The 20,759-nt window shown below is 70.3% G+C and carries 19 protein-coding genes and 1 pseudogene; 11 read left to right on the top strand and 9 right to left on the bottom strand.

Annotated features, from left to right (window positions below):
* The first annotated feature begins 88 nt into the window (after positions 1 to 88).
* The 4 genes from OHA19_RS04930 (at position 89) to OHA19_RS04915 (ending at position 3,931) form a co-directional block, all read left to right on the top strand.
* Positions 89 to 841, top strand: coding sequence for a LytR/AlgR family response regulator transcription factor (locus tag OHA19_RS04930; RefSeq protein ID WP_405749467.1), 753 nt, complete (start codon positions 89 to 91; stop codon positions 839 to 841).
* Between the two features lie 62 nt (positions 842 to 903).
* Entirely contained in the window at positions 904 to 1,266 is a 363-nt protein-coding gene (locus OHA19_RS04925; RefSeq protein WP_405719582.1) for a hypothetical protein, read from the top strand.
* Positions 1,263 to 2,744, top strand: coding sequence for a cation acetate symporter (locus OHA19_RS04920; protein WP_405719584.1), 1,482 nt, complete (start codon positions 1,263 to 1,265; stop codon positions 2,742 to 2,744). Before OHA19_RS04925 ends, OHA19_RS04920 begins: the two co-directional genes overlap by 4 nt.
* Positions 2,741 to 3,931 carry a sensor histidine kinase gene (locus OHA19_RS04915; RefSeq protein ID WP_405719586.1) on the top strand — a complete coding sequence of 397 codons (1,191 nt, stop codon included), beginning with the start codon at positions 2,741 to 2,743 and terminating at the stop codon, positions 3,929 to 3,931. The genes OHA19_RS04920 and OHA19_RS04915 overlap by 4 nt, the downstream gene beginning before the upstream one ends.
* 19 nt (positions 3,932 to 3,950) lie before the next feature.
* Here the strand turns inward: OHA19_RS04915 and OHA19_RS04910 are convergent, their stop codons facing one another.
* Positions 3,951 to 4,469, bottom strand: coding sequence for a hypothetical protein (locus OHA19_RS04910; RefSeq protein ID WP_405719588.1), 519 nt, complete (start codon positions 4,467 to 4,469; stop codon positions 3,951 to 3,953).
* A gap of 125 nt (positions 4,470 to 4,594) precedes the next feature.
* On the opposite strand from OHA19_RS04910, the gene OHA19_RS04905 reads away from it, so the two are divergent.
* Positions 4,595 to 4,792 carry a zf-HC2 domain-containing protein gene (locus OHA19_RS04905; protein WP_405719590.1) on the top strand — a complete coding sequence of 66 codons (198 nt, stop codon included), beginning with the start codon at positions 4,595 to 4,597 and terminating at the stop codon, positions 4,790 to 4,792.
* Here OHA19_RS04905 and OHA19_RS04900 read toward each other — a convergent pair.
* The 3 genes from OHA19_RS04900 to OHA19_RS04890 form a co-directional block, all read right to left on the bottom strand.
* Entirely contained in the window at positions 4,726 to 5,295 is a 570-nt protein-coding gene (locus OHA19_RS04900) for a sigma-70 family RNA polymerase sigma factor (protein WP_405719592.1), read from the bottom strand. The genes OHA19_RS04905 and OHA19_RS04900 overlap by 67 nt on opposite strands.
* 202 nt (positions 5,296 to 5,497) lie before the next feature.
* A complete protein-coding gene (locus tag OHA19_RS04895) occupies positions 5,498 to 6,940 on the bottom strand; it encodes an amino acid permease (RefSeq protein WP_405719594.1) in 1,443 nt (480 codons plus the stop codon).
* 109 nt (positions 6,941 to 7,049) lie between these two features.
* Entirely contained in the window at positions 7,050 to 7,511 is a 462-nt protein-coding gene (locus OHA19_RS04890; RefSeq protein WP_124720449.1) for a universal stress protein, read from the bottom strand.
* Between the two features lie 165 nt (positions 7,512 to 7,676).
* Between OHA19_RS04890 and OHA19_RS04885 the strand changes: the two are divergent.
* Positions 7,677 to 8,506 (top strand): annotated as a pseudogene (locus OHA19_RS04885) (polysaccharide deacetylase family protein).
* Between the two features lie 138 nt (positions 8,507 to 8,644).
* Here OHA19_RS04885 and OHA19_RS04880 read toward each other — a convergent pair.
* From OHA19_RS04880 to OHA19_RS04870, 3 genes are all read right to left on the bottom strand, one after another.
* The gene (locus tag OHA19_RS04880; protein WP_405719597.1) at positions 8,645 to 9,175 is read right to left on the bottom strand and encodes a hypothetical protein; all 531 of its coding nucleotides are present in this window, start codon (positions 9,173 to 9,175) and stop codon (positions 8,645 to 8,647) included.
* Between the two features lie 175 nt (positions 9,176 to 9,350).
* Complete coding sequence (locus OHA19_RS04875) at positions 9,351 to 10,118, bottom strand: hypothetical protein (RefSeq protein WP_405719599.1); 768 nt, start codon at positions 10,116 to 10,118, stop codon at positions 9,351 to 9,353.
* 16 nt (positions 10,119 to 10,134) lie between these two features.
* Positions 10,135 to 10,266 (bottom strand): hypothetical protein, encoded by a 132-nt coding sequence (locus OHA19_RS04870; protein WP_351252274.1) that lies wholly within the window; start codon positions 10,264 to 10,266, stop codon positions 10,135 to 10,137.
* 1,016 nt (positions 10,267 to 11,282) lie between these two features.
* Here OHA19_RS04870 and OHA19_RS04865 point away from each other — a divergent pair.
* Positions 11,283 to 12,101 carry an SAM-dependent methyltransferase gene (locus tag OHA19_RS04865; protein ID WP_405719601.1) on the top strand — a complete coding sequence of 273 codons (819 nt, stop codon included), beginning with the start codon at positions 11,283 to 11,285 and terminating at the stop codon, positions 12,099 to 12,101.
* Positions 12,098 to 14,272: a putative bifunctional diguanylate cyclase/phosphodiesterase gene (locus OHA19_RS04860; RefSeq protein WP_405719603.1), complete on the top strand. Its 2,175-nt coding sequence runs from the start codon at positions 12,098 to 12,100 to the stop codon at positions 14,270 to 14,272. The genes OHA19_RS04865 and OHA19_RS04860 overlap by 4 nt, the downstream gene beginning before the upstream one ends.
* 43 nt (positions 14,273 to 14,315) lie before the next feature.
* On the opposite strand, the gene OHA19_RS04855 is transcribed toward OHA19_RS04860, so the two are convergent.
* The gene (locus tag OHA19_RS04855) at positions 14,316 to 15,206 is read right to left on the bottom strand and encodes a LysR family transcriptional regulator (protein ID WP_405719605.1); all 891 of its coding nucleotides are present in this window, start codon (positions 15,204 to 15,206) and stop codon (positions 14,316 to 14,318) included.
* Positions 15,207 to 15,301: 95 nt separating this feature from the next.
* Between OHA19_RS04855 and OHA19_RS04850 the strand changes: the two genes are divergently transcribed.
* From OHA19_RS04850 to OHA19_RS04840, 3 genes are read left to right on the top strand one after another with little or no spacing between them, the layout of a single operon-like run.
* Positions 15,302 to 16,009 carry a succinate dehydrogenase gene (locus OHA19_RS04850; protein ID WP_405719607.1) on the top strand — a complete coding sequence of 236 codons (708 nt, stop codon included), beginning with the start codon at positions 15,302 to 15,304 and terminating at the stop codon, positions 16,007 to 16,009.
* A 1-nt stretch (position 16,010) separates the two neighbouring features.
* Positions 16,011 to 17,960: a fumarate reductase/succinate dehydrogenase flavoprotein subunit gene (locus tag OHA19_RS04845; protein ID WP_405719609.1), complete on the top strand. Its 1,950-nt coding sequence runs from the start codon at positions 16,011 to 16,013 to the stop codon at positions 17,958 to 17,960.
* Complete coding sequence (locus OHA19_RS04840; RefSeq protein ID WP_405719611.1) at positions 17,957 to 18,703, top strand: succinate dehydrogenase/fumarate reductase iron-sulfur subunit; 747 nt, start codon at positions 17,957 to 17,959, stop codon at positions 18,701 to 18,703. The genes OHA19_RS04845 and OHA19_RS04840 overlap by 4 nt, the downstream gene beginning before the upstream one ends.
* Positions 18,704 to 18,775: 72 nt before the next feature.
* Here OHA19_RS04840 and OHA19_RS04835 read toward each other — a convergent pair whose 3' ends face one another.
* Complete coding sequence (locus OHA19_RS04835; protein ID WP_405719613.1) at positions 18,776 to 20,542, bottom strand: glycosyl hydrolase family 18 protein; 1,767 nt, start codon at positions 20,540 to 20,542, stop codon at positions 18,776 to 18,778.
* Positions 20,543 to 20,759 lie beyond the last annotated feature (217 nt).

The raw sequence follows: 20,759 nt of genomic DNA, 5'->3' as shown, positions 1-20,759 counted from the left end.
CCCGCCGGGGCGCACGGGCCGGCCGGTACGCGAAGAAGCGGTGAATCACCCGGTCCCGCACCCCCGTGCGCGCTCTACACTCCGGCCCATGCTGCGCGTACTCGCCGTCGACGACGAAGAACCCGCCCTGGAGGAACTCCTGTACCTCCTGCGCGCCGATCCCCGGATCCGCAGCGCCGAGGGGGCCACCGGGGCCACCGAGGCGCTGCGCCGCATCGGCAGCGCGGTCGAGGCCGGCCCGGACGACCCGGCCGCCATCGACGTCGTGTTCCTGGACATCCACATGGCGGGCCTCACCGGTCTCGACGTCGCCCAGCTGCTGGCCGGGTTCGCGGCGCCGCCCCTCATCGTCTTCGTCACCGCGCACGAGGGCTTCGCCGTCCAGGCCTTCGACCTGAAGGCCGTCGACTACGTCCTCAAACCCGTACGCCGCGAGCGGCTGGCCGAAGCGGTGCGCCGCGTCGCCGAACAGGTGGGGGACCGCTCCGCGCCCGTGCTCGACACCGCGGGCGACCAGATCCCGGTGGAGCTCGGCGGAGTCACCCGGTTCGTCCCGATCGACGACATCGCCTACGCCGAGGCCCAGGGCGACTACGCCCGGCTGCACACCGCCACCGGCAGCCATCTCGTCCGCGTCCCCCTCACCACCCTGGAGGAGCGCTGGCGCACCCGCGGCTTCGTCCGCATCCACCGCCGCCACCTCGTCGCCCTGGGCCGGATCGACGAACTCCGTCTCGACGCGGGCAGCATGAGCGTCCGCATCGGCACCGCGGAGCTCGCGGTGAGCCGCCGCCACACCCGGGCGCTGCGTGATCTGCTGATGCGCCAGACCGGCCGCTGACCAGGGCCTCCCGGGGGCCGGCCCTTCCCAGCGCGGTCCGGTGCTGCGTACACTCCGGGCCCATGTCCGCAGAGCCAGCGCCCCGGCGCGAAGTGGTGACGGGGGAGCCCCGGCGGGTGCGCCCGCTGCCGCGCTACCGCACCCAGTCGGAGATCGACGAGCAGACCGCGCTCGGCGGCGCGTACGTCCGATCGCTGATGCGCAGTCAACTGCGGGCCGGACTCACCGCGTTCACCGTCCTCGCCGTGGTCGTCGGGACGCTGCCACTGGTCTTCGAGGCCCTGCACAGCGCCTCGCTCGTCTGGGCGGTCCTCGGATTCGCTGCCTACCCGCCGCTCACCCTGATCGCCTGGTGGTACGTGCGACGGGCCGAGCGCAACGAACGCGACTTCGCCCGGCTCGTGGAAGGCCGCCCCGCACAGTGAGCCGCACGTACGCGGTGGCGGCGGTCGCCGCAGTTGTACTCGCCACCGTCCTCGTCGGCGGCTTCGGCCTGCGCATCTCCCGCACCACCTCCGACTTCTACGTCGCCTCGCGCACCGTCCGGCCCCGGCTCAACGCCGCGGCCATCAGCGGCGAATACCTCTCCGCCGCCTCCTTCCTCGGCATCGCCGGCCTGGTGCTCGTGCACGGCCCGGACATGCTCTGGTACCCGGTCGGCTACACCGCGGGCTATCTGGTGCTGCTGGTCTTCGTCGCCGCACCACTGCGCCGCTCGGGGGCGTACACACTGCCCGACTTCGCCGAGGGAAGGCTGGAATCACGGCAGGTACGCAGGCTGGTCAGCGTCTTCGTGGTCGCCGCGGGCTGGCTCTACCTCGTACCGCAGCTCCAGGGCGCGGGGCTGACGCTCAAGATCCTCACCGGGGCGCCCGGCTGGCTCGGCGACGTGCTCGTGGCCTCCGTCGTCGTCATCGCCGTCGCCGCCGGCGGCATGCGCTCCATCACCTTCGTCCAGGTCTTCCAGTACTGGCTGAAGCTCACCGCACTCCTGGTCCCCGCGATCTTCCTGGTGCTCGCCTGGCAGGGCGACGGACGCCCCCGCGTCAGCTTCGACGAGCAGCTCTCCGTCTTCCGCGCCGACCACCCGCTGTACGCCACCTACGGGCTGATCGTCGCGACCTTCCTCGGCACCATGGGCCTGCCGCACGTCGTGGTCCGCTTCTACACCAGCCCCAACGGCCGCGACGCCCGCCGCACGACGGTCGCCGTCCTCGCCCTCATCGGCGTGTTCTACCTGCTGCCCCCGGTCTACGGAGCACTGGGCAGGCTGTACGCCCCCGAGCTGATCCACGGCGGGGACGCGGATGCCGCCGTGCTGCTGCTGCCCGGCCGCGTCATCGGCGGGCTCGGCGGAGACCTGCTCGGCGCGCTCATCGCGGGCGGCGCGTTCGCCGCGTTCCTGTCGACCGCCTCCGGGCTCACCATGGCCGTCGCCGGGGTCATCACCCAGGACGTCCTGCCCTCGCGCGGGGTACGGCACTTCCGGCTGGCCACCGTCCTCGCCATGTGCGTACCGCTGGCCGGTTCGCTGATCGTCAGCCGGGTGCCGGTGGCGGACTCCGTGGGAATGGCGTTCGCCGTCTCCGCGTCCTCCTTCTGCCCGCTGCTGGTCCTCGGCATCTGGTGGCGACGGCTCACCCCGCCCGGCGCCGTCGCCGGACTGCTGCTCGGCGGCGGCTCCGCGTTCCTGTCCGTCGCCATCACCGTCAGCGGCGCGGTCCGCCCGCCGGGCTGGCCGCACACCCTGCTTGCCTGGCCCGCCGTCTGGTCGGTGCCGGTCGGCTTCCTCGCGATGATCCTGGTGTCCCTCGCGACCCCCGGCCGGATACCCCCCGGCACCAACGCCGCCATGACCCGATTCCACCTGCCCGAGGCGCTGACGTCCGGGAGGCACCGATGACGAGCGCCGGATACGCCGCACTCGTCCTGCTCGCCCTCCTGCTGCTCGGCGCGGGCTTCCTGCTCGGGCGCCGCACCGCCCGGCCCGTCCGCACCAGCGACGTCGGGACGCCCGTCGAGCACGCCACCTTCGAGACCCTGCACACCGCCTCGCTCGCCGCACCCCCGCTGCGCGCCGGGCTCACCGAGGAGAGTGCCCGCAGGTCCGCCCGCCGGCTGCGTTCCCTGCTCGGCACGGACGCGCTCTGCCTCACCGACCGCGACCGGGTCCTCGTCTGGGACGGCGCGGGCGAACACCACGGCCGCCACGTCATGGACCAGGTGCACGACCTCCTCGCCAGCGGCCGGGACACCGCCTTCGCCAGCGACTGCGACGACCTGGACTGCCCGCTGCGCTGGGCCGTCGCCGTGCCGCTCACTGTCGACAACCGGGTGCTGGGCACCCTGATCGCCTACGCCCCGCGCGAATCCGCAGTGCTGGCACGCGCCGCCGGAGAGGTGGCCCGCTGGGTCTGCGTGCAGTTGGAACTCGCCGAACTCGACCGCTCCCGCACCCAGCTCATCGAGGCCGAGATCAGAGCGCTGCGGGCCCAGATCTCCCCGCACTTCATCTTCAACTCACTCGCCGCCATCGCCTCGTTCGTCCGCACCGACCCGGAACGGGCCCGCGAACTCCTGCTGGAATTCGCCGACTTCACCCGCTACTCGTTCCGCAGCCACGGCGACTTCACCACCCTCGCCGACGAACTCCACTCCATCGACCAGTACCTGGCACTGGTACGCGCCCGCTTCGGCGAACGGCTCCTGGTCACCCTCCAGGTCGCCCCCGAGGTACTGCCCGTCGCCCTGCCGTTCCTCTGTCTCCAGCCGCTCGTCGAGAACGCCGTCAAGCACGGCCTCGAAGGGGCCGTCACCTCCAGCCGCATCACCATCAGCGCCCTGGACGCCGGTTCCGAGGCCGAGGTCGTCATCGAGGACGACGGCACCGGTATGAACCCGGAGCGCCTGCGCCACATCCTGCGCGGCGAGGGCGGCCCCTCCACCGGGATCGGACTGCTCAACGTCGACGAACGGCTGCGCCAGGTGTACGGGGACGACTACGGCCTCGTCATCGAGACCGGCATCGGCGCCGGGATGAAGATCACCGTGCGGCTGCCGAAGTACCGTGCCGGGGTGCACGGTTCCTGACCGGCCGAACGGGTTCCCGTCAGTGGAGATGGATCGCCAGATGACCCAGCGGCAGCCCCAGCTGCCAGGCCGGCGTCCACACCTGGGCCGCCTCCTCCGCGTCCGGCTCGTCGCCGGCCGGCTCCCAGGGCGGCGGCGCGATCGCATCGAGGTCGGCCGCGAGCAGCTCGGTCTCCTCCAGCCAGCGCCAGGCCGCGCGGGCCAGTGCCAGATCGGGATCCGGGCCGGCCGTCCCGGAGGCCGCGGCCGCGTCGAGCGCGTCCAGCCGCTCACGGACCCAGCCGCACCACGTTGTTCCGTACGCCGTCAGCAGCCGCAGCTCGTCCAGCCGGGCCGCGGGCAGCGCATCGGCCACCGCGCCGTCCGAGAGGAAGACGGTGAGCGCGAGGGCATCGCGCCCCGCCCGGTACTCCAGCGTGGACGGCTCCATCAGATCGCCGGTCCGCAGCAGCTCATCACTGATGTACTCCGCGTACATCCAGGCCATCGGGACCTGCAGTCCGGCCCCACCGGTTCCATCCTGACGCTCCGGGCGCATCCCGTCTCGCCTCTTTCTCTCTTCGGCACCGCGCTTCACGGAGCATTGAACCGGGGGAGCGCGCCCCGCGTGGCCAGAAGGACAGGATCCGTCACCACCGGATGCGTCGACGACACGAGGATGCGATGACCGCCGATACCGGGGAGGACCCGCACATGCGCCATGCGCTGGGCGCCTACGTACTCGACGCGCTCACGGCCGGCGAGACCCGCACGGTCTCCCGCCATCTGCAGTCCTGCGACCGCTGCGCCGCCGACTACGTGGAGGTCGCGGAGGCCGTCTCGCTGCTCGCCCTGCTGCGCGAGGAGGACCTGCTGGAGTAGCCGGGGAGGTTGCGGGAGAGCTGGCGCAGCGCGTAGTAGGACCGCGACTTGACCGTGCCCGCCGGAATGCCGAGAACCCGGGCCGTCTCGTCCACGGTGAGCCCGCGGAAGTACATCTGCACGAGGACCGAGCGGTGCTCCGGACTGAGGGTGCGTACCGCGTCGCGTACGTCGAGCGCCGAAACCGTGGCATCGGCCGTGTCCTCGGCGGCCGGGGTGGTCTCCAGCACCGTGTCGCCGACCTCGGCCGGCCGGGCCTGCCTGGACCGGCGTGCGTCGATCGCGAGCCGCCGCGCGACTGTGAAGAGCCAGGGCCGCATCGAGTCGTACGGGGCGTCGAAGGCCTCCGGATGCTGCCAGGCCCGGACCAGGGTCTCCTGGAGCAGGTCCTCGGCCCGCTGCCGGTCGCCGAAGGTCAGACCGAGCAGGAAATGGAGGAGGGCGGGCCCGTGCTCCCGCTGGAGATCCGCGAGGGTCCGCTCATCGGTCGTCGTGGTGGTCATCGTGAACGCCCTTTCCGCCGAGGTCCCTGCGGCTTCGCCGCCGACTGGCGTATACGAACGCATCGGGGCGCCGAGGAACAGGCGGTGGACGGTCCTGTGCGACGAGCGGTCGCACAGTGCGGCGAATGGTGCGGTGAACGGTCGGGCGGCGGCCGGCGCGGTGCGCGCACGGGGCCGGGCAGCCGCCGCCGGGCCGGCCGGGTCAGCCCGTTTCCGTACCCGTTCCGGGCGACTTCGCCATGTTCGACTTCCGGTACGAGTAGCCGAAGTAGATGACCAGACCGATCAGGAACCAGACCACGAACCGCACCCAGGTCTGCCACTGGAGGAAGGTGATCAGCCAGATCGAGAACACCACCCCGAGCGCCGGGACGAACGGCATGCCGGGGGTGCGGAATGTGCGCGGCAGCTCCGGCTGCTTGTAGCGCAGCACGATCACCGCGATGCACACCACGACGAACGCCAGCAGAATGCCGATGTTCGTCAGCTCGGCCGCCTCGCCGATCGGCAGGAATCCGGCGATCAGGGCCGAGGCGAAACCGACGATCCAGGTCACCCGGGTCGGCACGTGGCGGGTCGGGTGGGTCTTGGCGAACCACTTCGGCAGCAGTCCATCACGGCTCATCGAGAACCACACCCGGGTCACACCGAGCATGAAGGTGAACATCACCGTGAGGATGCCGATGATCGCGCCCACCGCGATCACATCGGCGAGCCGGTCGAGTCCCACCGACTTGAACGCCGTGGAGAATCCGGACTCCGGGTCGATGTCCTTGTAGCTCTGCATTCCCGTCAGCACCAGGCACGCCGCCACGTAGAGCACCATGGAGATCCCGAGGGAGTACAGGATGGCCTTCGGCATGTGGCGCTGGGCGTCCTTGGACTCCTCGGCGGCCGTGGACATGGCGTCGTACCCGAACACGGCGAAGAACACCGTGGCCGCACCGGTGAAGGCCCCGCTGATTCCGAACGGGAAGAACGGGGTGTAGTTGGCGGTGTTGATGTGGAACACACCGACGCCGATGACCAGCAGGACGACCAGGACCTTCAGGACGACCACGACCGTCTCGAAGCGGGCCGCGTTCTTGATCCCGAGGGTGAGCAGATAAGCGACGAGCAGACAGAGCAGCGCGGCGAACAGGTCCACCTTGTGCCCGTCGCCGGTGCCGGGCGCGCCCAGCATCCACTTCGGCACTTCGAGCCCCATCTCCCCGAGCAGGAAGCTGAAGTAGCCGGAGATGCCGATCGCGACCACCGCCACGATCGCCGTGTACTCGAGCAGCAGGTCCCAGCCGATGAACCAGCCCACCAGCTCGCCGAGCACCGCGTACCCGTAGGTGTAGGCGGAGCCGGCCTTCGGGATCAGGCCCGCGAACTCCGCGTAGCTGAAGGCGGCCGCCGCGCTCGCCACACCCGCGATCAGGAACGAGACCAGGACGGCGGGACCCGCGGTGCCGTTCGCCACCGTGCCGGCGAGGGTGAAGATGCCCGCGCCGATGATGCCACCCACGCCGATCGCCGTGAGCTGCCACAATCCGAGCGTTCTGGTGAGCTGAGCGGTGGCTTCTCCCGCGGGCCCGTTCTCGTCGATCTGCCCGATCGGCTTGCGGCGCAGTACACCCTCGCCCACTCGGAGCCTTGCCATGAGTCACCTCTCCGCTGACGGCTGTCCCTGACGGGCGCTCATGATGGCCCAGGCGGAGCCGGTGCGGAAGACGGCGTGCCGTCCGGCGGAGTGGAGGGTTCCGCTACGCCTACGGGACTACCGTGACGGGCCAACGGCCCGCCTTCACCAGCCGGATCGCGACGGAGCCGATGAACCGGTGTCCGGCCGATTCCGACGCACCCACCACCACCGCATCCGCCTTCAGTTCGTCCGCCGCGGTCACGAGTCCGTTGTAGGGGTCGCCGCGGAAGGTGTGGAACTCCCAGCGCACGTCCCATATGTCCTTCATCCGCCGGGTGGCCTCCCGGATCTCGCTCACCAGCCCCTCCGCGACCTCGCCGGTCGCGTCGGCGATCGGTGCGCCCAGCGCGGCCCCCGCGGGCAGTACCGGCTGGACATATACGAGGGCGAGCATGGCGCCCTGGCGGCGGGCCAGCCCCGCAGCGTATGCCGCGGCACGCATGGAGGAATCGGACCCGTCGAGGCCGGCGACGATCACTTTCGGGCCGTCTGTGCCACGTTCGAACTTATGAGGCTGCGGTTCTGTCACGGCAGTGAGGTTATCCGCTGCTCGGGCCGACTCCGGAGCGGGCCGTGGCAGGGGCTTGGGCGGGGCTGCCGGATGCCCCGCCGGGTATCCCTCCATCGGGTGCAAAACCGCCCATGGCCGGTGTCGATTGCGGGGGCGGGTCCATCGCCGTGCGAGCAGTTGGTCATGAAACATGATCAGAGGCTGCCGGGGCGCAGGGCGCTGCTGCGGCTGGCCGCCGGACTCGGCGCCGCCACCGCCGTTCGCATGGGCGTCGCAGATCCGGCCGGGGCGCCGGTCCGGACTCCCGCACCGTCCTCGGCCGGTGCGGCCGGGCCCGAACCGGCCGTCCGGACCCGGCCCACCGGCTACCGGCTCCAGCCCATGACCGGGGGCACCCCGGCCGGCTTCCGCCGGTCCGCACGAGGCCGTTCGAGGAACTGCCCGAGATCGGGAAAGCCATGGTGCTCAGCTTCGACGACGGGCCCGATCCGCTCTACACTCCGCACATTCTCGCGACCCTGCGCGAACACGATGTCCGCGCGATGTTCTTCGTCTGCGGAGGAATGGCCGACGACAACCAGGACCTGGTGCGCGCCATCGCCGAGGACGGACACACCATCGGAAACCACTCCTGGACCCACCCCCTGGTCACCAGGCTCTCCCGGGCCGGTGTCCGCGACGAGCTCGGCCCCACCAGCGAGGTGATCGAGAAGATCACCGGCGCCGCGCCGCTCTGGTACCGGGCACCGTACGGGGCGTGGAACCGCAACTCCTTCGAGATCGGCGCCGCCATGGGCATGGAGCCGATGGCCTGGACCGTCGACACTCTGGACTTGACCGAACCCGGTGTCGGCACCATCGTCAGCCGGGTCCGGGACGGGGCCGCGCCCGGCGTCGTCGTGCTGTCGCACGACGCGGGGGGAGACCGTTCGCAGAGCGTGAACGCGCTGCGAAGGTACCTGCCCGAACTGCTGGACGACGGTTACCGGATCACGGTGCCGCAGCGCCGCTGAGCGGGACGGGGACGGGTGCTTCGGCCGGGCGCGGGCCCGGCCGACTACGGCCGACGTCCCGGGACGGCCCGACACGCCTGTCGCCCCGGGTCCCGTGACGGGACCCGGGACGACTTTCGGTCGGCACCGACCCTGCTGTCAGTGCGAACGGCGCTCCCCGCGACGGCGTGCCATCCGGACGGAGCCGGCGGCCGCTGCCACCGCCAACGCCGCTCCGGCGGCGATCTCCACAGCGTTCATCGTGCCGACGCTGCCGGCGAGCCCGCCCCGCACACCGGCCGGAGCCACCGCGGGACGGGGGGCCGGTGCGGGAGCCGCGGCGATCGTGAGGCCGGACTTCGCCGTGGAGTCGGGCGACGTGCTGCAGATGAACGTCACTTCGTAGGAAGCGCCGGGTCTCGCGTCCCAGTCGACCGTGGCCCTTCCGGAGCCACCTGCGGGAATGGTGACGGTGTCGAAGACGCCCGAGCCGGCGGTTGCGGTTGTGGAGCACCCCCGGGCGGCCAGGGTGACCTGGCTTCCCGGCGCGATCACCGACGGAGTGACGGTGAATCCGGTCGCGGAGGACGCGCCTCCTGGTGTCGCGGCGTTCGCGGTTGCGGACGGAGCGGCCAGGGCGAGAGCGGCGGCGCCGAGCAGGGCGACGGGTGCGACGCCTATTGCGCGCATGGGTGAGTCCTCCGGATCCCCGAGGAGCACGTGCGGAACGGTTTTCCACAGAGCGTCAGAATGCACCTCGACGTGCCGAACGCTAGGAGCCGTGCATACCGCTCGCGATCGGAGTGCGCCGCTCGGGCGCCGGGTTCGCCCGAGCGGCGCATTCCGGCCGTGTTCTGACGGACCGCTATCCGCCCGCGGCGCGGGGGAACAGATCGAGGAACGGTGCCGCGGTGGCCGAGATCTCCCGCCCGAAGGGGGAGTCGAAGTCCCAGATCAGGAACAGCAGAAAGGCGATCAGAACGCTGAAGAGGCCCGCCAGCAGGAGTTCGCGGAAGGTTCTGCGGATCTGCAACGTGAACATCAGTCCGACGGTCACCAGCGCTCCGGTGATCAGGCCGAACCAGACCACGCCCGGCATGGTCGCACCGGCACTCTGTCCGCGTGCGCTGCGTGCGTCGTCGGCCGCTGCCACCTCGTCGACCAGTGGCTGATATGCCTGCCCCTCGTGGTCGTTCCTCGGCCGGTACTGGGTGACATCGGCGCGTACCTTGGCCAGCAGACGGGTCCCTTCCGCGGTGAGGCTGCCGTGCTCGCTCATCGCGCGCCACTCGTCGTGGACGACGTGGTGGACGTAGGCGTCGACGTCGGCGCGGATGCGGGAGCGCACATCGGCCGGGTAGACGGCGGAGCGGACATTCACCTCGTGCAGTGCCTGGGCCTCCTGACGTACGTATTCCTGCGCGGCGCCCCGGCCCTCCCAGACGCCCGCGATGGCGAGGCCGAGCACGATCGCGTAGACCACACCGATCATCATCGTCATGTACTCGATGACGTCAGGCGTCTCGGACGGGTCGTCGTCCTCTCCGATCCGGCGGTTGTTGAGTACGGCGATGGTCAGGACGACGGCGCAGGCCGCGACCATGGCGAGGGCGAGAACAAGCCATTCCGACATGGTGATCCTCCGGAGGTCAGCGGGAACGGGGACGCAGTACGGCCACGGCGAACACCGCGGGCGCCGTGATCAGCAGGGTGAGATTGACCAGGGAGGTGCCGTGCCGGACGACCTTGCGCGGCGGCTTGCGGTAGGTGGGCAGTGCCACGGGCCGGGGTGTGGGGCGTACGGACGGCGACGGTGACGGGGTCGGTGTGGGCGAGGGCGAGGGCGTGGGCGATGGCGCCGGCGCGGGGGGCGGCGGCGTGGGCACCGGCTTCGCCCGCGGCGGTGCGGGTGGTGGCGGAGGTGGTGGTGGCGGAGGTGGCGGGGGAGGCGGTGGCGGAGGTGCCGGTCGTGGGGTGGGTGGTGGCGTCGACTCGGGAATCGGGCCCGCGTGGCAACTGCCGTCGCCCGACGCGGCGACCGATGAACTGCCGCCGTTCTCACCGATGGAGGCGTATGCGCAGTTGTCCGCGACCGCCGGCGCCGGGGCGCAGAGCAGCCAGAGAAGGGCGACGGCTGCCGTGAGCCGTCCTATGAGTGATCCGTACACGACCGGGAGCATGTTCCGGCAGGTCGCGGGACACGCGGGGCGAGGGCGGGATTCGCCTGATGGTGGGGATGTGGAGCGGCGGGTGTTTGCCGCCGGGGTGAGCCCGGGACCAGGCCGGATGCGGCAGGGACGGGGCCGGTGCCCGATGTCCTGGGCGGACCGGGCGCTCTTCGTAACCGGGAAGAGCCGTACGGATGTTGACGCGGCCACCGGCCGGACCGGTGAAGTGGCGATGAAGTGACCTGTCATTGCCTCATCGGTAAAGAATGCTTCCAAAGGTGTCACCGCCAAGGCATTTGTCACCTTCAATCGACCCGACGGACAACTGCCCGGACATCGGCCGCCATCCGGTCCAGACCAAAACCCCGATGTGAAACCGGAGCATCACCGGATCCCTCAACAGCCAAGGTCGTTACGGTGTATGGAGCCCTCGGTCACGTCGCCGGGACCGGTCCGGCATCGAATGTCACACGCAGCGACGGCCCGGTTGCACATGCCACTGGTGTGTGACCAATAACGGACGGCTAATTTCCGTTTCGGCTCGCTCTCTTGGCAGTCGATCAGTAGCCTCTGGTCAACACTGACCATGAACATGGCCGGATCGCCGTGGCGACTTGTTGGAGACATCGATGGAGCGTCCCGCCTGGGCACCGCAAGGCATTGACATCTCAGTGCCGAGCGTGTCTCGCATGTACGACTTCTATCTGGGCGGATCGCACAATTTCGAGGTGGACCGGGAAGCGGCACGCAAGGCCATGGAGTTCATGCCGGGACTCCCCAAGATCATGCAGGCGAATCGCGCCTTTATGCGGCGAGCCGTGCGTTACGCGGTGAGCGAGGGCATCAGTCAGTTTCTGGACATCGGCTCCGGAATACCGACGTTCGGCAATGTGCACGAAGTCGCCCAGGCGGCCGACCCCGGGGCCCGGGTGGCATACGTCGATCACGACCCCGTCGCGGTCGCGCACAGCCGGGCCGTGCTCGAAGGAAACGACCGGGCGGTGATCGCCGCCGCCGATCTGCGCAGCCCGCAGGAGATCGTGAAAAGCCCGGAGATCTCCGGACTGCTCGACCTGGACCGCCCGGTGGCTTTGCTGCTCGTCGCGGTGCTCCACTTCATCGAGGACTCCGACGACCCGCAGACCGCGGTCGCCGAACTGCGCGAAGCGCTCGCCCCCGGCAGCCTCATAGTCATGACCCATGCCTCCTACGAAGGCATTCCGCTCACCCGGGAAGAGGCCGGCGGAACGGTCGAGGTCTACAAGAACATCCGTAACCCCCTGGTCATGCGGTCCCGTGACGAGATCGCCCGCTTCTTCGAGGGGTACGAGATGATCGAGCCCGGCCTCGTGTCGATGCCGCACTGGCGCCCGGACGCCCCGGTGGTGACGGAGCAGGAGGACCCATTCGCGTTCTCGGGCTTCGCGGGAGTGGGACGCAAGGCGTGAGCATCCCCGCCCAGTCGTCCGGTGTGCCGGACACGGAGCCCGACGGCCCCGAGGATCGGCTCCGGAGGTTCGCCACGATCTGGAGCCGGGCCATCTTCCCCTCGACGGCCACCTCCTTGACGCGCACGGAGTTCGAACAGCATCTGCTGCCGCTGGCCCGCGAGCTCAGCGACATCCTGCACGCCCGCTCCTTCGACGCCGCGCCCGCGGTCGAGGTGGGGGCCGCCCTGGTCGCCGCGCACTGCACCGATCCGGACGCGCTGAGCAGCACGCTCGGCGTCATCGACTCGTACCTGGTGCTCTACTGCGGAGGCAACGGCGTGACGGCGTTGTCGACCGAGGACAGCAGAGCCCGCTGCGCCCGGATCCAGCACACCCTCGCGGGCGGCTTCACCCAGGCGCTGCGCGAGCGAACCCTCGCCGAGCAGGAGGCCATCGCCCGCTCGGCGCTGACCGCCCGCACCGACGCCGAACACGCGCTGCACGCGACCGAGGCGCGTTTCCGCGCCGTCTTCAAGGACGCGGCCATCGGTATCGGCATCGCCGATCTGGACGGCAACGTGCTGGAGGTCAACGACACCCTCACCCGGATGTTCGGCGGGCTCGACCACCATGTGCGCAGCCACCGGCTCAACGAATGGGTCCACCCCGAGGACTCGCCGCACGTGTGGAAGTACTACGACGAGCTGGTGCGCGGCGAACGCGAGCACTACCGGGTCGAGAAGCCGTACTACCGCAACGACGGCACCGTGCTGTGGACCAATCTGACGGTGTCGCTGCTGCGTGACGCCGAAGGCAAGCCGCAGTACCAGCTGGCGCTGATGGAGGACACCACCGAGCGCCGGCTGCTCAATCTGCGGCTGCGGTACGAGGCCACCCACGACGCGCTCACCGGCCTGCCCAACCGGACGCTGTTCTTCGAACGGCTGGAGAAGGCGCTGTCCGCCGACGACAGCAGCCGGTTCGGCCTGTGCTACCTCGACCTGGACGGCTTCAAGTCGATCAACGACAGCCTCGGCCACGCGTCGGGGGACCGGCTGCTCGTCGAGGTGGCCGACCGGCTGCAGAGCTGTGCGACCGCGCCCGGCGAGATGGTCGCGCGGCTCGGCGGCGACGAGTTCGTGGCCCTGACCACCGGACCCGACACCGAGACGGAGGTCGCCGAACTCGCCTGCCGCATCCTCGGCGTGCTCGGCACCCCGATCCGCCTTGACGGCCGCGAGCTGACCGTACGCGGATCCATCGGGGTCGTCGAAGGACCGGCCCGCGAACGCAACGCCGCCGAGGTGCTGCGCAGCGCCGACATCACGATGTACCGGGCCAAGTCGGCGGGCGGCAACCGGTTCGAGCTCGCCGACGAAGAGGCCGACGCCCGCGCCATCACCCGGCACGGGCTGACCACCGCGCTGCCCGCCGCCCTGGAGCGCGGCGAGTTCTTCATCGAGTACCAGCCGCTCGTGCACCTCGACGACGGGACGGTGCACGGCGCGGAGGCGCTGGTGCGCTGGTGCCACCCGCAGCACGGGGTGCTCGGTCCGGACCGCTTCATCCCGCTCGCCGAGCACACCGGGCTGATCGTGCCACTGGGCCGCTGGGTGCTGGAGGAGTCCGTACGGCAGGCCAACTTCTGGCAGGAGCGGCACACCGACGGCGGTCCGCTGCGGATCAACGTCAACCTCTCCCCGACCCAGCTGCACCATCCGCGGCTGGTCGCCGAGACGGTCGACGTGCTGGAGCGGTCCGGGCTCGAACCCGGGGCGCTCTGCCTGGAGGTCACCGAGTCCGCGCTCATCGGCGCGGACGACGACCTGCTCAAGCCACTGCGGCAACTGGCCGAAATGGGTGTCGACATAGCGCTCGACGATTTCGGCACCGGGTACTCGAACCTGGCGAATCTCCGCAGGCTGCCGGTGAGCGTGCTCAAGCTGGACCGTTCCTTCACCATGGGCATGCAGCAGCACCCGGCGGATCCCGTCGATCTGAAGATCGTCGAGGGGATCGTCTCGCTGGCGCACAGCCTGGACCTCGCGGTCACGGTGGAGGGCGTGGAGACCGGTGCCCAGGCGGAGCAGCTGCGCAAGCTCGGCTGCGACACGGCACAGGGCTGGTACTACGCCCGGCCGGGCGCTCCGGACCGGATCCACTCGCTGCTGATGGCCGACGCCGTGTGAGGCCGGCGGGGCCGGCCCGTCCCCGACCGCCGGACGGGCCGGTTCAGGCCCGTCCGGCGGCGAGCAGCACCTTCTGCAGCTCGCGTGCCGCGCGCGGCGGAGCCACGTCGCTGCGGTGCGCGAGCGCGATCGTGCGCCGCAGCCCCGGGCGGGCCAGCGGCGTGGTCCGCAGATCGTGGCCGGAGCGGACGGCGACCATGCTCGGCACCACCGCGATCCCGAGCCCCGCCCGTACGAAGCCGAGCACGGCATCCATCTCGCCGCCCTCCACCGTGAACGACGGCTCGAACCCCTCCGCCCGGCAGGCGGCGACCGTCAGCTCCCGCAGGTCGTAGCCGTGCCGGAACATCACCAGGGGCTCGCCCTGGAGGTCGGCGATCCGCACGCTCCCGCCCCGGCCGGGCCGAGGGGCCCGGGACGACGAGACCACGACCAGGTCCTCCCGGAGCAGCTCCACCGTGGTGAGCGCGGGTGATGCGGCGGGCAGCGGCAGCACCACCAGCGCGAGATCGAGCGCGCCGCGCGCCAGCCCCCGCACCAGGTCGAGCGAGCCGCCCTCCTCCAGCAGCAGCTGGATCCCCGGATGCCGGTCGTGGAAGGCGCGCAGCACGTCCGGGAGCAGGCCGGTGCAGAGGCTGGGCGTCGCACCGAGCCGGACCCGGCCCCGGCGCAGCTGCGCCAGCTCCTGCACCTCGTGGCGTGCGGTGTCCGCGTCCGCGAGGATCCGGCGGGCCAGCGGCAGCAGGGCCTCGCCGGCGTCGGTGAGTGTGATGTTGCCGCGCGCCCGGCTGAACAGCTCCGCCCCCAGCTCACTCTCCAGCGCCCGGATCTGCTGGGAGAGCGAGGGCTGCGAGACATGCACCTCCTCGGCGGCACGGGTGAAGTGCCGGGTCTCGGCCACGGCCACGAAATACGTCAGCTGCTGGAACTGCATACCCCCAGCCTACCGAGGACGATAGCCTCAGCCTATGAACATGAGCCGCTCCATGTCTTGGACTGATGAGGTGGATCGGCCCTAGCGTCGTGTCCATGGCATTGGCAACCCGGACGGACCGACGGCCGTCCATGACGCGTACGCTCTGGGACTCATCCCTCGGCAAGAAGACGGTCATGGCCGTGAGCGGCCTGATCATGCTCCTCTACCTGGTCGTCCACATGATCGGCAACCTGAAGATCTTCTTCGGGTCCGGCGAGTTCAACCACTACGCGCACTGGCTGCGGGCCATGGGCGAGCCCTTCCTGCACTACGAGTGGGCCCTGTGGATCGTCCGCGTCGTGCTCGTCGCGGCGGTGGTGCTGCACGCCGTCTCCGCGTACCAGCTGAGCCGCCGCGACATCCGGGCGCGCCCCGCCAAGTACGTACACAAGAAGCCGCGCGCCACCTATGCCACCCGCACCATGCGCTGGGGCGGGATCATCCTCGCCCTGTTCATCGTCTGGCACATCCTCGACCTGACGACGGGCACCGTGCACTCCGGCGGATTCCAGTCCGGACACCCGTACCAGAACGTCATCGACACCTTCTCCACCTGGTACGGCAACACCATCTACATCGTCGCCGTGCTCGCCCTCGGACTCCACGTCCAGCACGGCTTCTGGAGCGCCGCCCAGACCCTCGGCGCGGGAAGGGCGACCCGTGACCGCGTCCTCAAGACCATCGCCAACACCCTCGCCGCGGTGCTGACGCTGGGCTTCATCTCCGTACCCGTCGCCGTCATGACCGGAGTCGTGAGCTGACATGACCGACTACTCGCACTACGAGACCGGCGCGCCCGTCGTCGACACCAAGGCCCCCGAAGGCCCTGTCGCCGAACGCTGGGACACCCGCCGCTTCCAGGCCAGACTGGTCAACCCGGCCAACCGCCGCAAGCACACCGTCATCGTCGTCGGTACCGGCCTCGCCGGCGGCTCGGCCGGCGCGACACTGGCCGAACAGGGCTACCACGTGGTCCAGTTCTGCTTCCAGGACTCGCCCCGCCGCGCCCACTCGGTCGCCGCCCAGGGCGGCATCAACGCCGCGAAGAACTACCGCAACGACGGCGACTCGATCCACCGGCTCTTCTACGACACCGTCAAGGGCGGCGACTTCCGCGCCCGCGAGTCCAACGTCCACCGGCTCGCCCAGATCTCCGTCGAGATCATCGACCAGTGCGTCGCCCAGGGTGTTCCCTTCGCCCGGGAGTACGGCGGCCTCCTCGACAACCGCTCCTTCGGCGGCGTCCAGGTCTCCCGCACCTTCTACGCCCGGGGCCAGACCGGACAGCAGCTCCTGCTCGGCGCCTACCAGGCGCTGTCCAGGCAGATCGCCGCGGGCAACGTCGAACTGCACGCCCGTACCGAGATGCTCGACCTGATCGTCGTCGACGGCAAGGCCCGCGGGATCGTCACCCGCGACCTCGTCTCCGGGAAGATCGACACCTACTTCGCCGACGCGGTCGTCCTGGCCAGCGGCGGCTACGGCAACGTCTTCTACCTGTCGACGAACGCCATGAACTCCAACGCCACCGCCGTCTGGCGCGCCCACCGCCGCGGCGCGTACTTCGCCAACCCCTGCTTCACCCAGATCCACCCCACCTGCATCCCGCGCACCGGTGACCACCAGTCCAAGCTGACGCTGATGAGCGAGTCGCTGCGCAACGACGGCCGGATCTGGGTCCCGAAGGCCAAGGGCGACGACCGCCCCGCGGGCGAGATCCCCGAGGACGAGCGCGACTACTACCTGGAGCGCATCTACCCCGCCTTCGGCAACCTGGTGCCCCGGGACATCGCCTCCCGCGCCGCGAAGAACGTCTGCGACGAGGGCCGCGGCGTCGGCCCCGGCGGCCAGGGCGTCTACCTGGACTTCGCCGAGGCCATCCAGCGGATGGGGCGCGACAAGGTCGAGGAGAAGTACGGCAACCTCTTCGACATGTACGCACGGATCACGGCGGAGAACCCGTACGAGACCCCGATGCGGATCTACCCGGCCGTGCACTACACGATGGGCGGGCTCTGGGTCGACTACGACCTCCAGACCACCATCCCCGGCCTCTTCGCCATCGGCGAGGCCAACTTCTCCGACCATGGCGCCAACCGGCTCGGCGCGTCCGCGCTGATGCAGGGCCTCGCCGACGGCTACTTCGTCCTCCCGTCGACGATCAACGACTATCTGGCCCGCAATCCGCACCACGCGCCGGTCGACGCCTCGCACCCCGCGGTCGAGGAGGCCCTCGCCGACACCGAGGACCGGCTGAACCTGCTGCTCGCCGTCGACGGCGACCGCACTCCCGACTCCTTCCACCGCGAGATCGGTGAACTCATGTGGGAGTACTGCGGAATGGCCCGCACCGAGGACGGGCTGCGCACGGCGCTCGACCGGATTCCGCAGATCCGCGAGGAGTTCTGGCGCCGCATCAAGGTCCCCGGCACCGGCGACGAGTTCAACCAGTCGCTGGAGAAGGCCAATCGCATCGTCGACTACCTGGAGCTCGCCGAGCTCATGTGCCTCGACGCACTGCACCGCGCCGAATCCTGCGGAGGCCACTTCCGCGAGGAGTCGCAGACCCCGGACGGCGAGGCCGCCCGCCGGGACGAGGAGTTCTCCTACGCCGCGGCCTGGGAGTTCTCCGGCACCGGCGGGGCCCCTGTCCTGCACAAGGAAGACCTCGTCTTCGAGTACGTCCACCCCACTCAGCGGAGCTACGCATGAGGCTCACCCTGCGCGTCTGGCGCCAGAAGAACGCCGACGCACCCGGCGCCATGTCCACCTACGAGGTGGACGGCATCTCGCAGGACATGTCGTTCCTGGAGATGCTCGACACCCTCAACGAGGAACTCATCCTCGCGGGCGACGACCCCGTCGCCTTCGACCACGACTGCCGCGAGGGCATCTGCGGCGCGTGCAGTCTCGTCATCAACGGCGATGCCCACGGTCCCGAACGCACCACCACCTGCCAGCTCCACATGAGGTCCTTCGAGGACGGCGACACGATCGACATCGAACCGTGGCGCGCCTCGGCCTTCCCGGTCGTCAAGGACCTGGTCGTGGACCGATCGGCCTTCGACCGGATCATCCAGGCGGGCGGCTACATCTCCGCCACGACCGGCACCGCCCCCGAGGCACACGCCACCCCGGTGCCCAAGCCGGACGCCGACTTCGCCTTCGAGCACGCCGAATGCATCGGCTGCGGCGCCTGCGTCGCGGCCTGTCCCAACGGCTCGGCGATGCTCTTCACCTCGGCGAAGGTCAACCACCTCAACGTGCTGCCGCAGGGCGCCCCGGAGCGCGAGACCCGGGTCCTCGACATGGTCGGCCAGATGGACAGCGAGGGCTTCGGCGGCTGCACCCTCACCGGCGAGTGCGCCACGGCCTGCCCCAAGGGCATCCCGCTGCCGTCGATCTCCGCGATGAACAAGGAGTGGCTGCGCGCCACCCGCAAGATCCACCGCTGACGTGACGACACCGTCCGGCCCCGGAGGCCGCCCGCCTCCGGGACCGGGAGGTCCCGTACGTACCCGGCAGGGTCAGGAAGTGACCGACAGGTCGTCCCCGTAGACCGTGCCCTGTCCGTACCAGCTGTGCAGATAGACGGTCACCGTGCCGCTCGCACCGGTGGTGAACGCCACCGACTGCTTGGCGTAACCGCTCGACGAGCCCCAGGTGTTCGCCGTGGCGCCGCCCCGGACACCGAGGTAGCCGTAGTTGCCCTGGACGTACCCCTGAAGCGTGTACTTCGTGTTGGGCGACAGGGTGAGCGTCTGCGCGCACTCACCGGTCTGCGACGAGGTGGCCGCGACGGCGAGCGCGTGCGTCCCGCCGTGCACCGGTGCGGAGACCACCGCACCGCCGGACTCACAGGTCCAGGGGCCCAGCGAACCGGTCTCGAAGTCGCCGTTGACCAGCGAACCGGTGCCGCCGCCCGGACCGGACACGGTCAGGGTGTACGGCGCCGAGTGGCTGAGCGTGCCCGAGGTGCCGGTCAGGCTGATGGTGTACGTCCCGGGCGCGGCCGACGCCGAAGCGCTGACCGTCAGCGTCGACGTACCCCCCGCGGTGACCGATGTCGGGCTCAGCGTCGCCGTCACTCCGGCGGGAGCGCCGCTCGCCGTCAGCGCGACGGTCTTGGCGTTGCCCGAGGTGACCGCGGTCTTCACCGTTACCGTGGCCGAGCCGCCCGGGGCGACCGTCGCCGAGGCGGGGGAGAGGGCCACCGAGTAGTCGTCCGTCACCGGACCGGTGCCGCCGCTGGTGAACGGGGCGAAGGTGTGGCTGAAGTACCAGGTGTCCTGCGCGATGCCCGAGCAGGTGTCGCTCCCGCCGGTGCCGGGGCAGCCGCCGTTGTCGCGCTGGAGCGCCCAGAACGACAGGGTGCTCAGGCCCTTGGACACCGCCCAGTCGTAGACCGCGGTCGCGTCCGCCGTCGTGAACGTCTCGGCCGGGCCGTAGTCGTCGATGCCCGGCATCTCGATGATCCCGGTCATGCCCCACAGCTGGGCGTCGGTCTTCGACGGGTACAGATCGGCCAGCTGGCCCTTGAGGCCGGTGATCGCCGTCCGGGTGTCCTGAGCCATGTTGTGCGTGGCGCCGTCGTAGTAGTCGAAGGTCATGAGGTTCACGACGTCGACCTCGGCGCCGTTGGCCACGGCGTTCTCCAGCACCGCGAGACCGCTGTCGGCCAGACCGCTCGTGGTGGTGGGCAGGGTGTACGAGATCTGCACCGAGCGCCCGTTGGCGGCGGCCCAGTCCTGAACCTTCTTGATCGCCTTGTTGCGGCGGTCGATCCCGGCGCTGTTCTCCAGCGAGTTGTCCTCGATGTCCATGTCGAGGCGGGACACGTCGTAGGTCGTGATGACCTTCTCGTAGGCCGCCGCGATGGAGTCGACGTTCGTGCAGCTGTCGGCGATCTCGGTACCGCCGTTGTCGGCCGTGTATCCGCCGAACGACGGGATCACGTCGCCGCCGCGCGACCGCATGGTGGTGAAGTCGGCGCCGAATTCGGACTGGGCGATGGGTGTGCTCGAATCGCCGTTCCAGTAGGGGGTGCAGGAACCCCGTGCCTCGGTCTGGATGAAGGCCATGGTCAGGTACTTGGCACCGGACGCCTGCGAGAGCGCGGCCGGGCTGTCGCCGTTCCACGCCTCGAAGTAGGGGGCGAAGACGTGCGCGGGCAGGGGAGTGGCGGCGGTCGCGGCGGCCTGTGCGCCGGTGCCGGATCCGAGGATCAGACCTGCGGACGCGACGGCGGTGGCGAAGGCGCTCAGGACGGCGCCGACTGTTCTTGGACGTCTCATGGGGCAGCTCCCAGCGGGTGAGACAACGAGCGGATCGCGCGGCTCGGCCGCGCCCGGTGAGGGGCGCGGCCCGTTCCTGTGATTCCCGGCCGGGGTCACGTGCCGCACGGCGAGGAGCGGCCGTGAGGCATGCCCATGATTGGTCTGGACCAGATAACTGTCAACGTTCTTTACTGTTTCATTCCCCTTTGCTTGCCGGGTTGGCAACTCTCGTGAC

The organism is Streptomyces sp. NBC_00012 (genome assembly GCF_045040875.1).
Taxonomy (GTDB): Bacteria; Actinomycetota; Actinomycetes; order Streptomycetales; family Streptomycetaceae; genus Streptomyces.
Note: the sequence above shows the minus strand (reverse complement) of the source record. Positions and strands in the feature narration are given on the sequence as shown.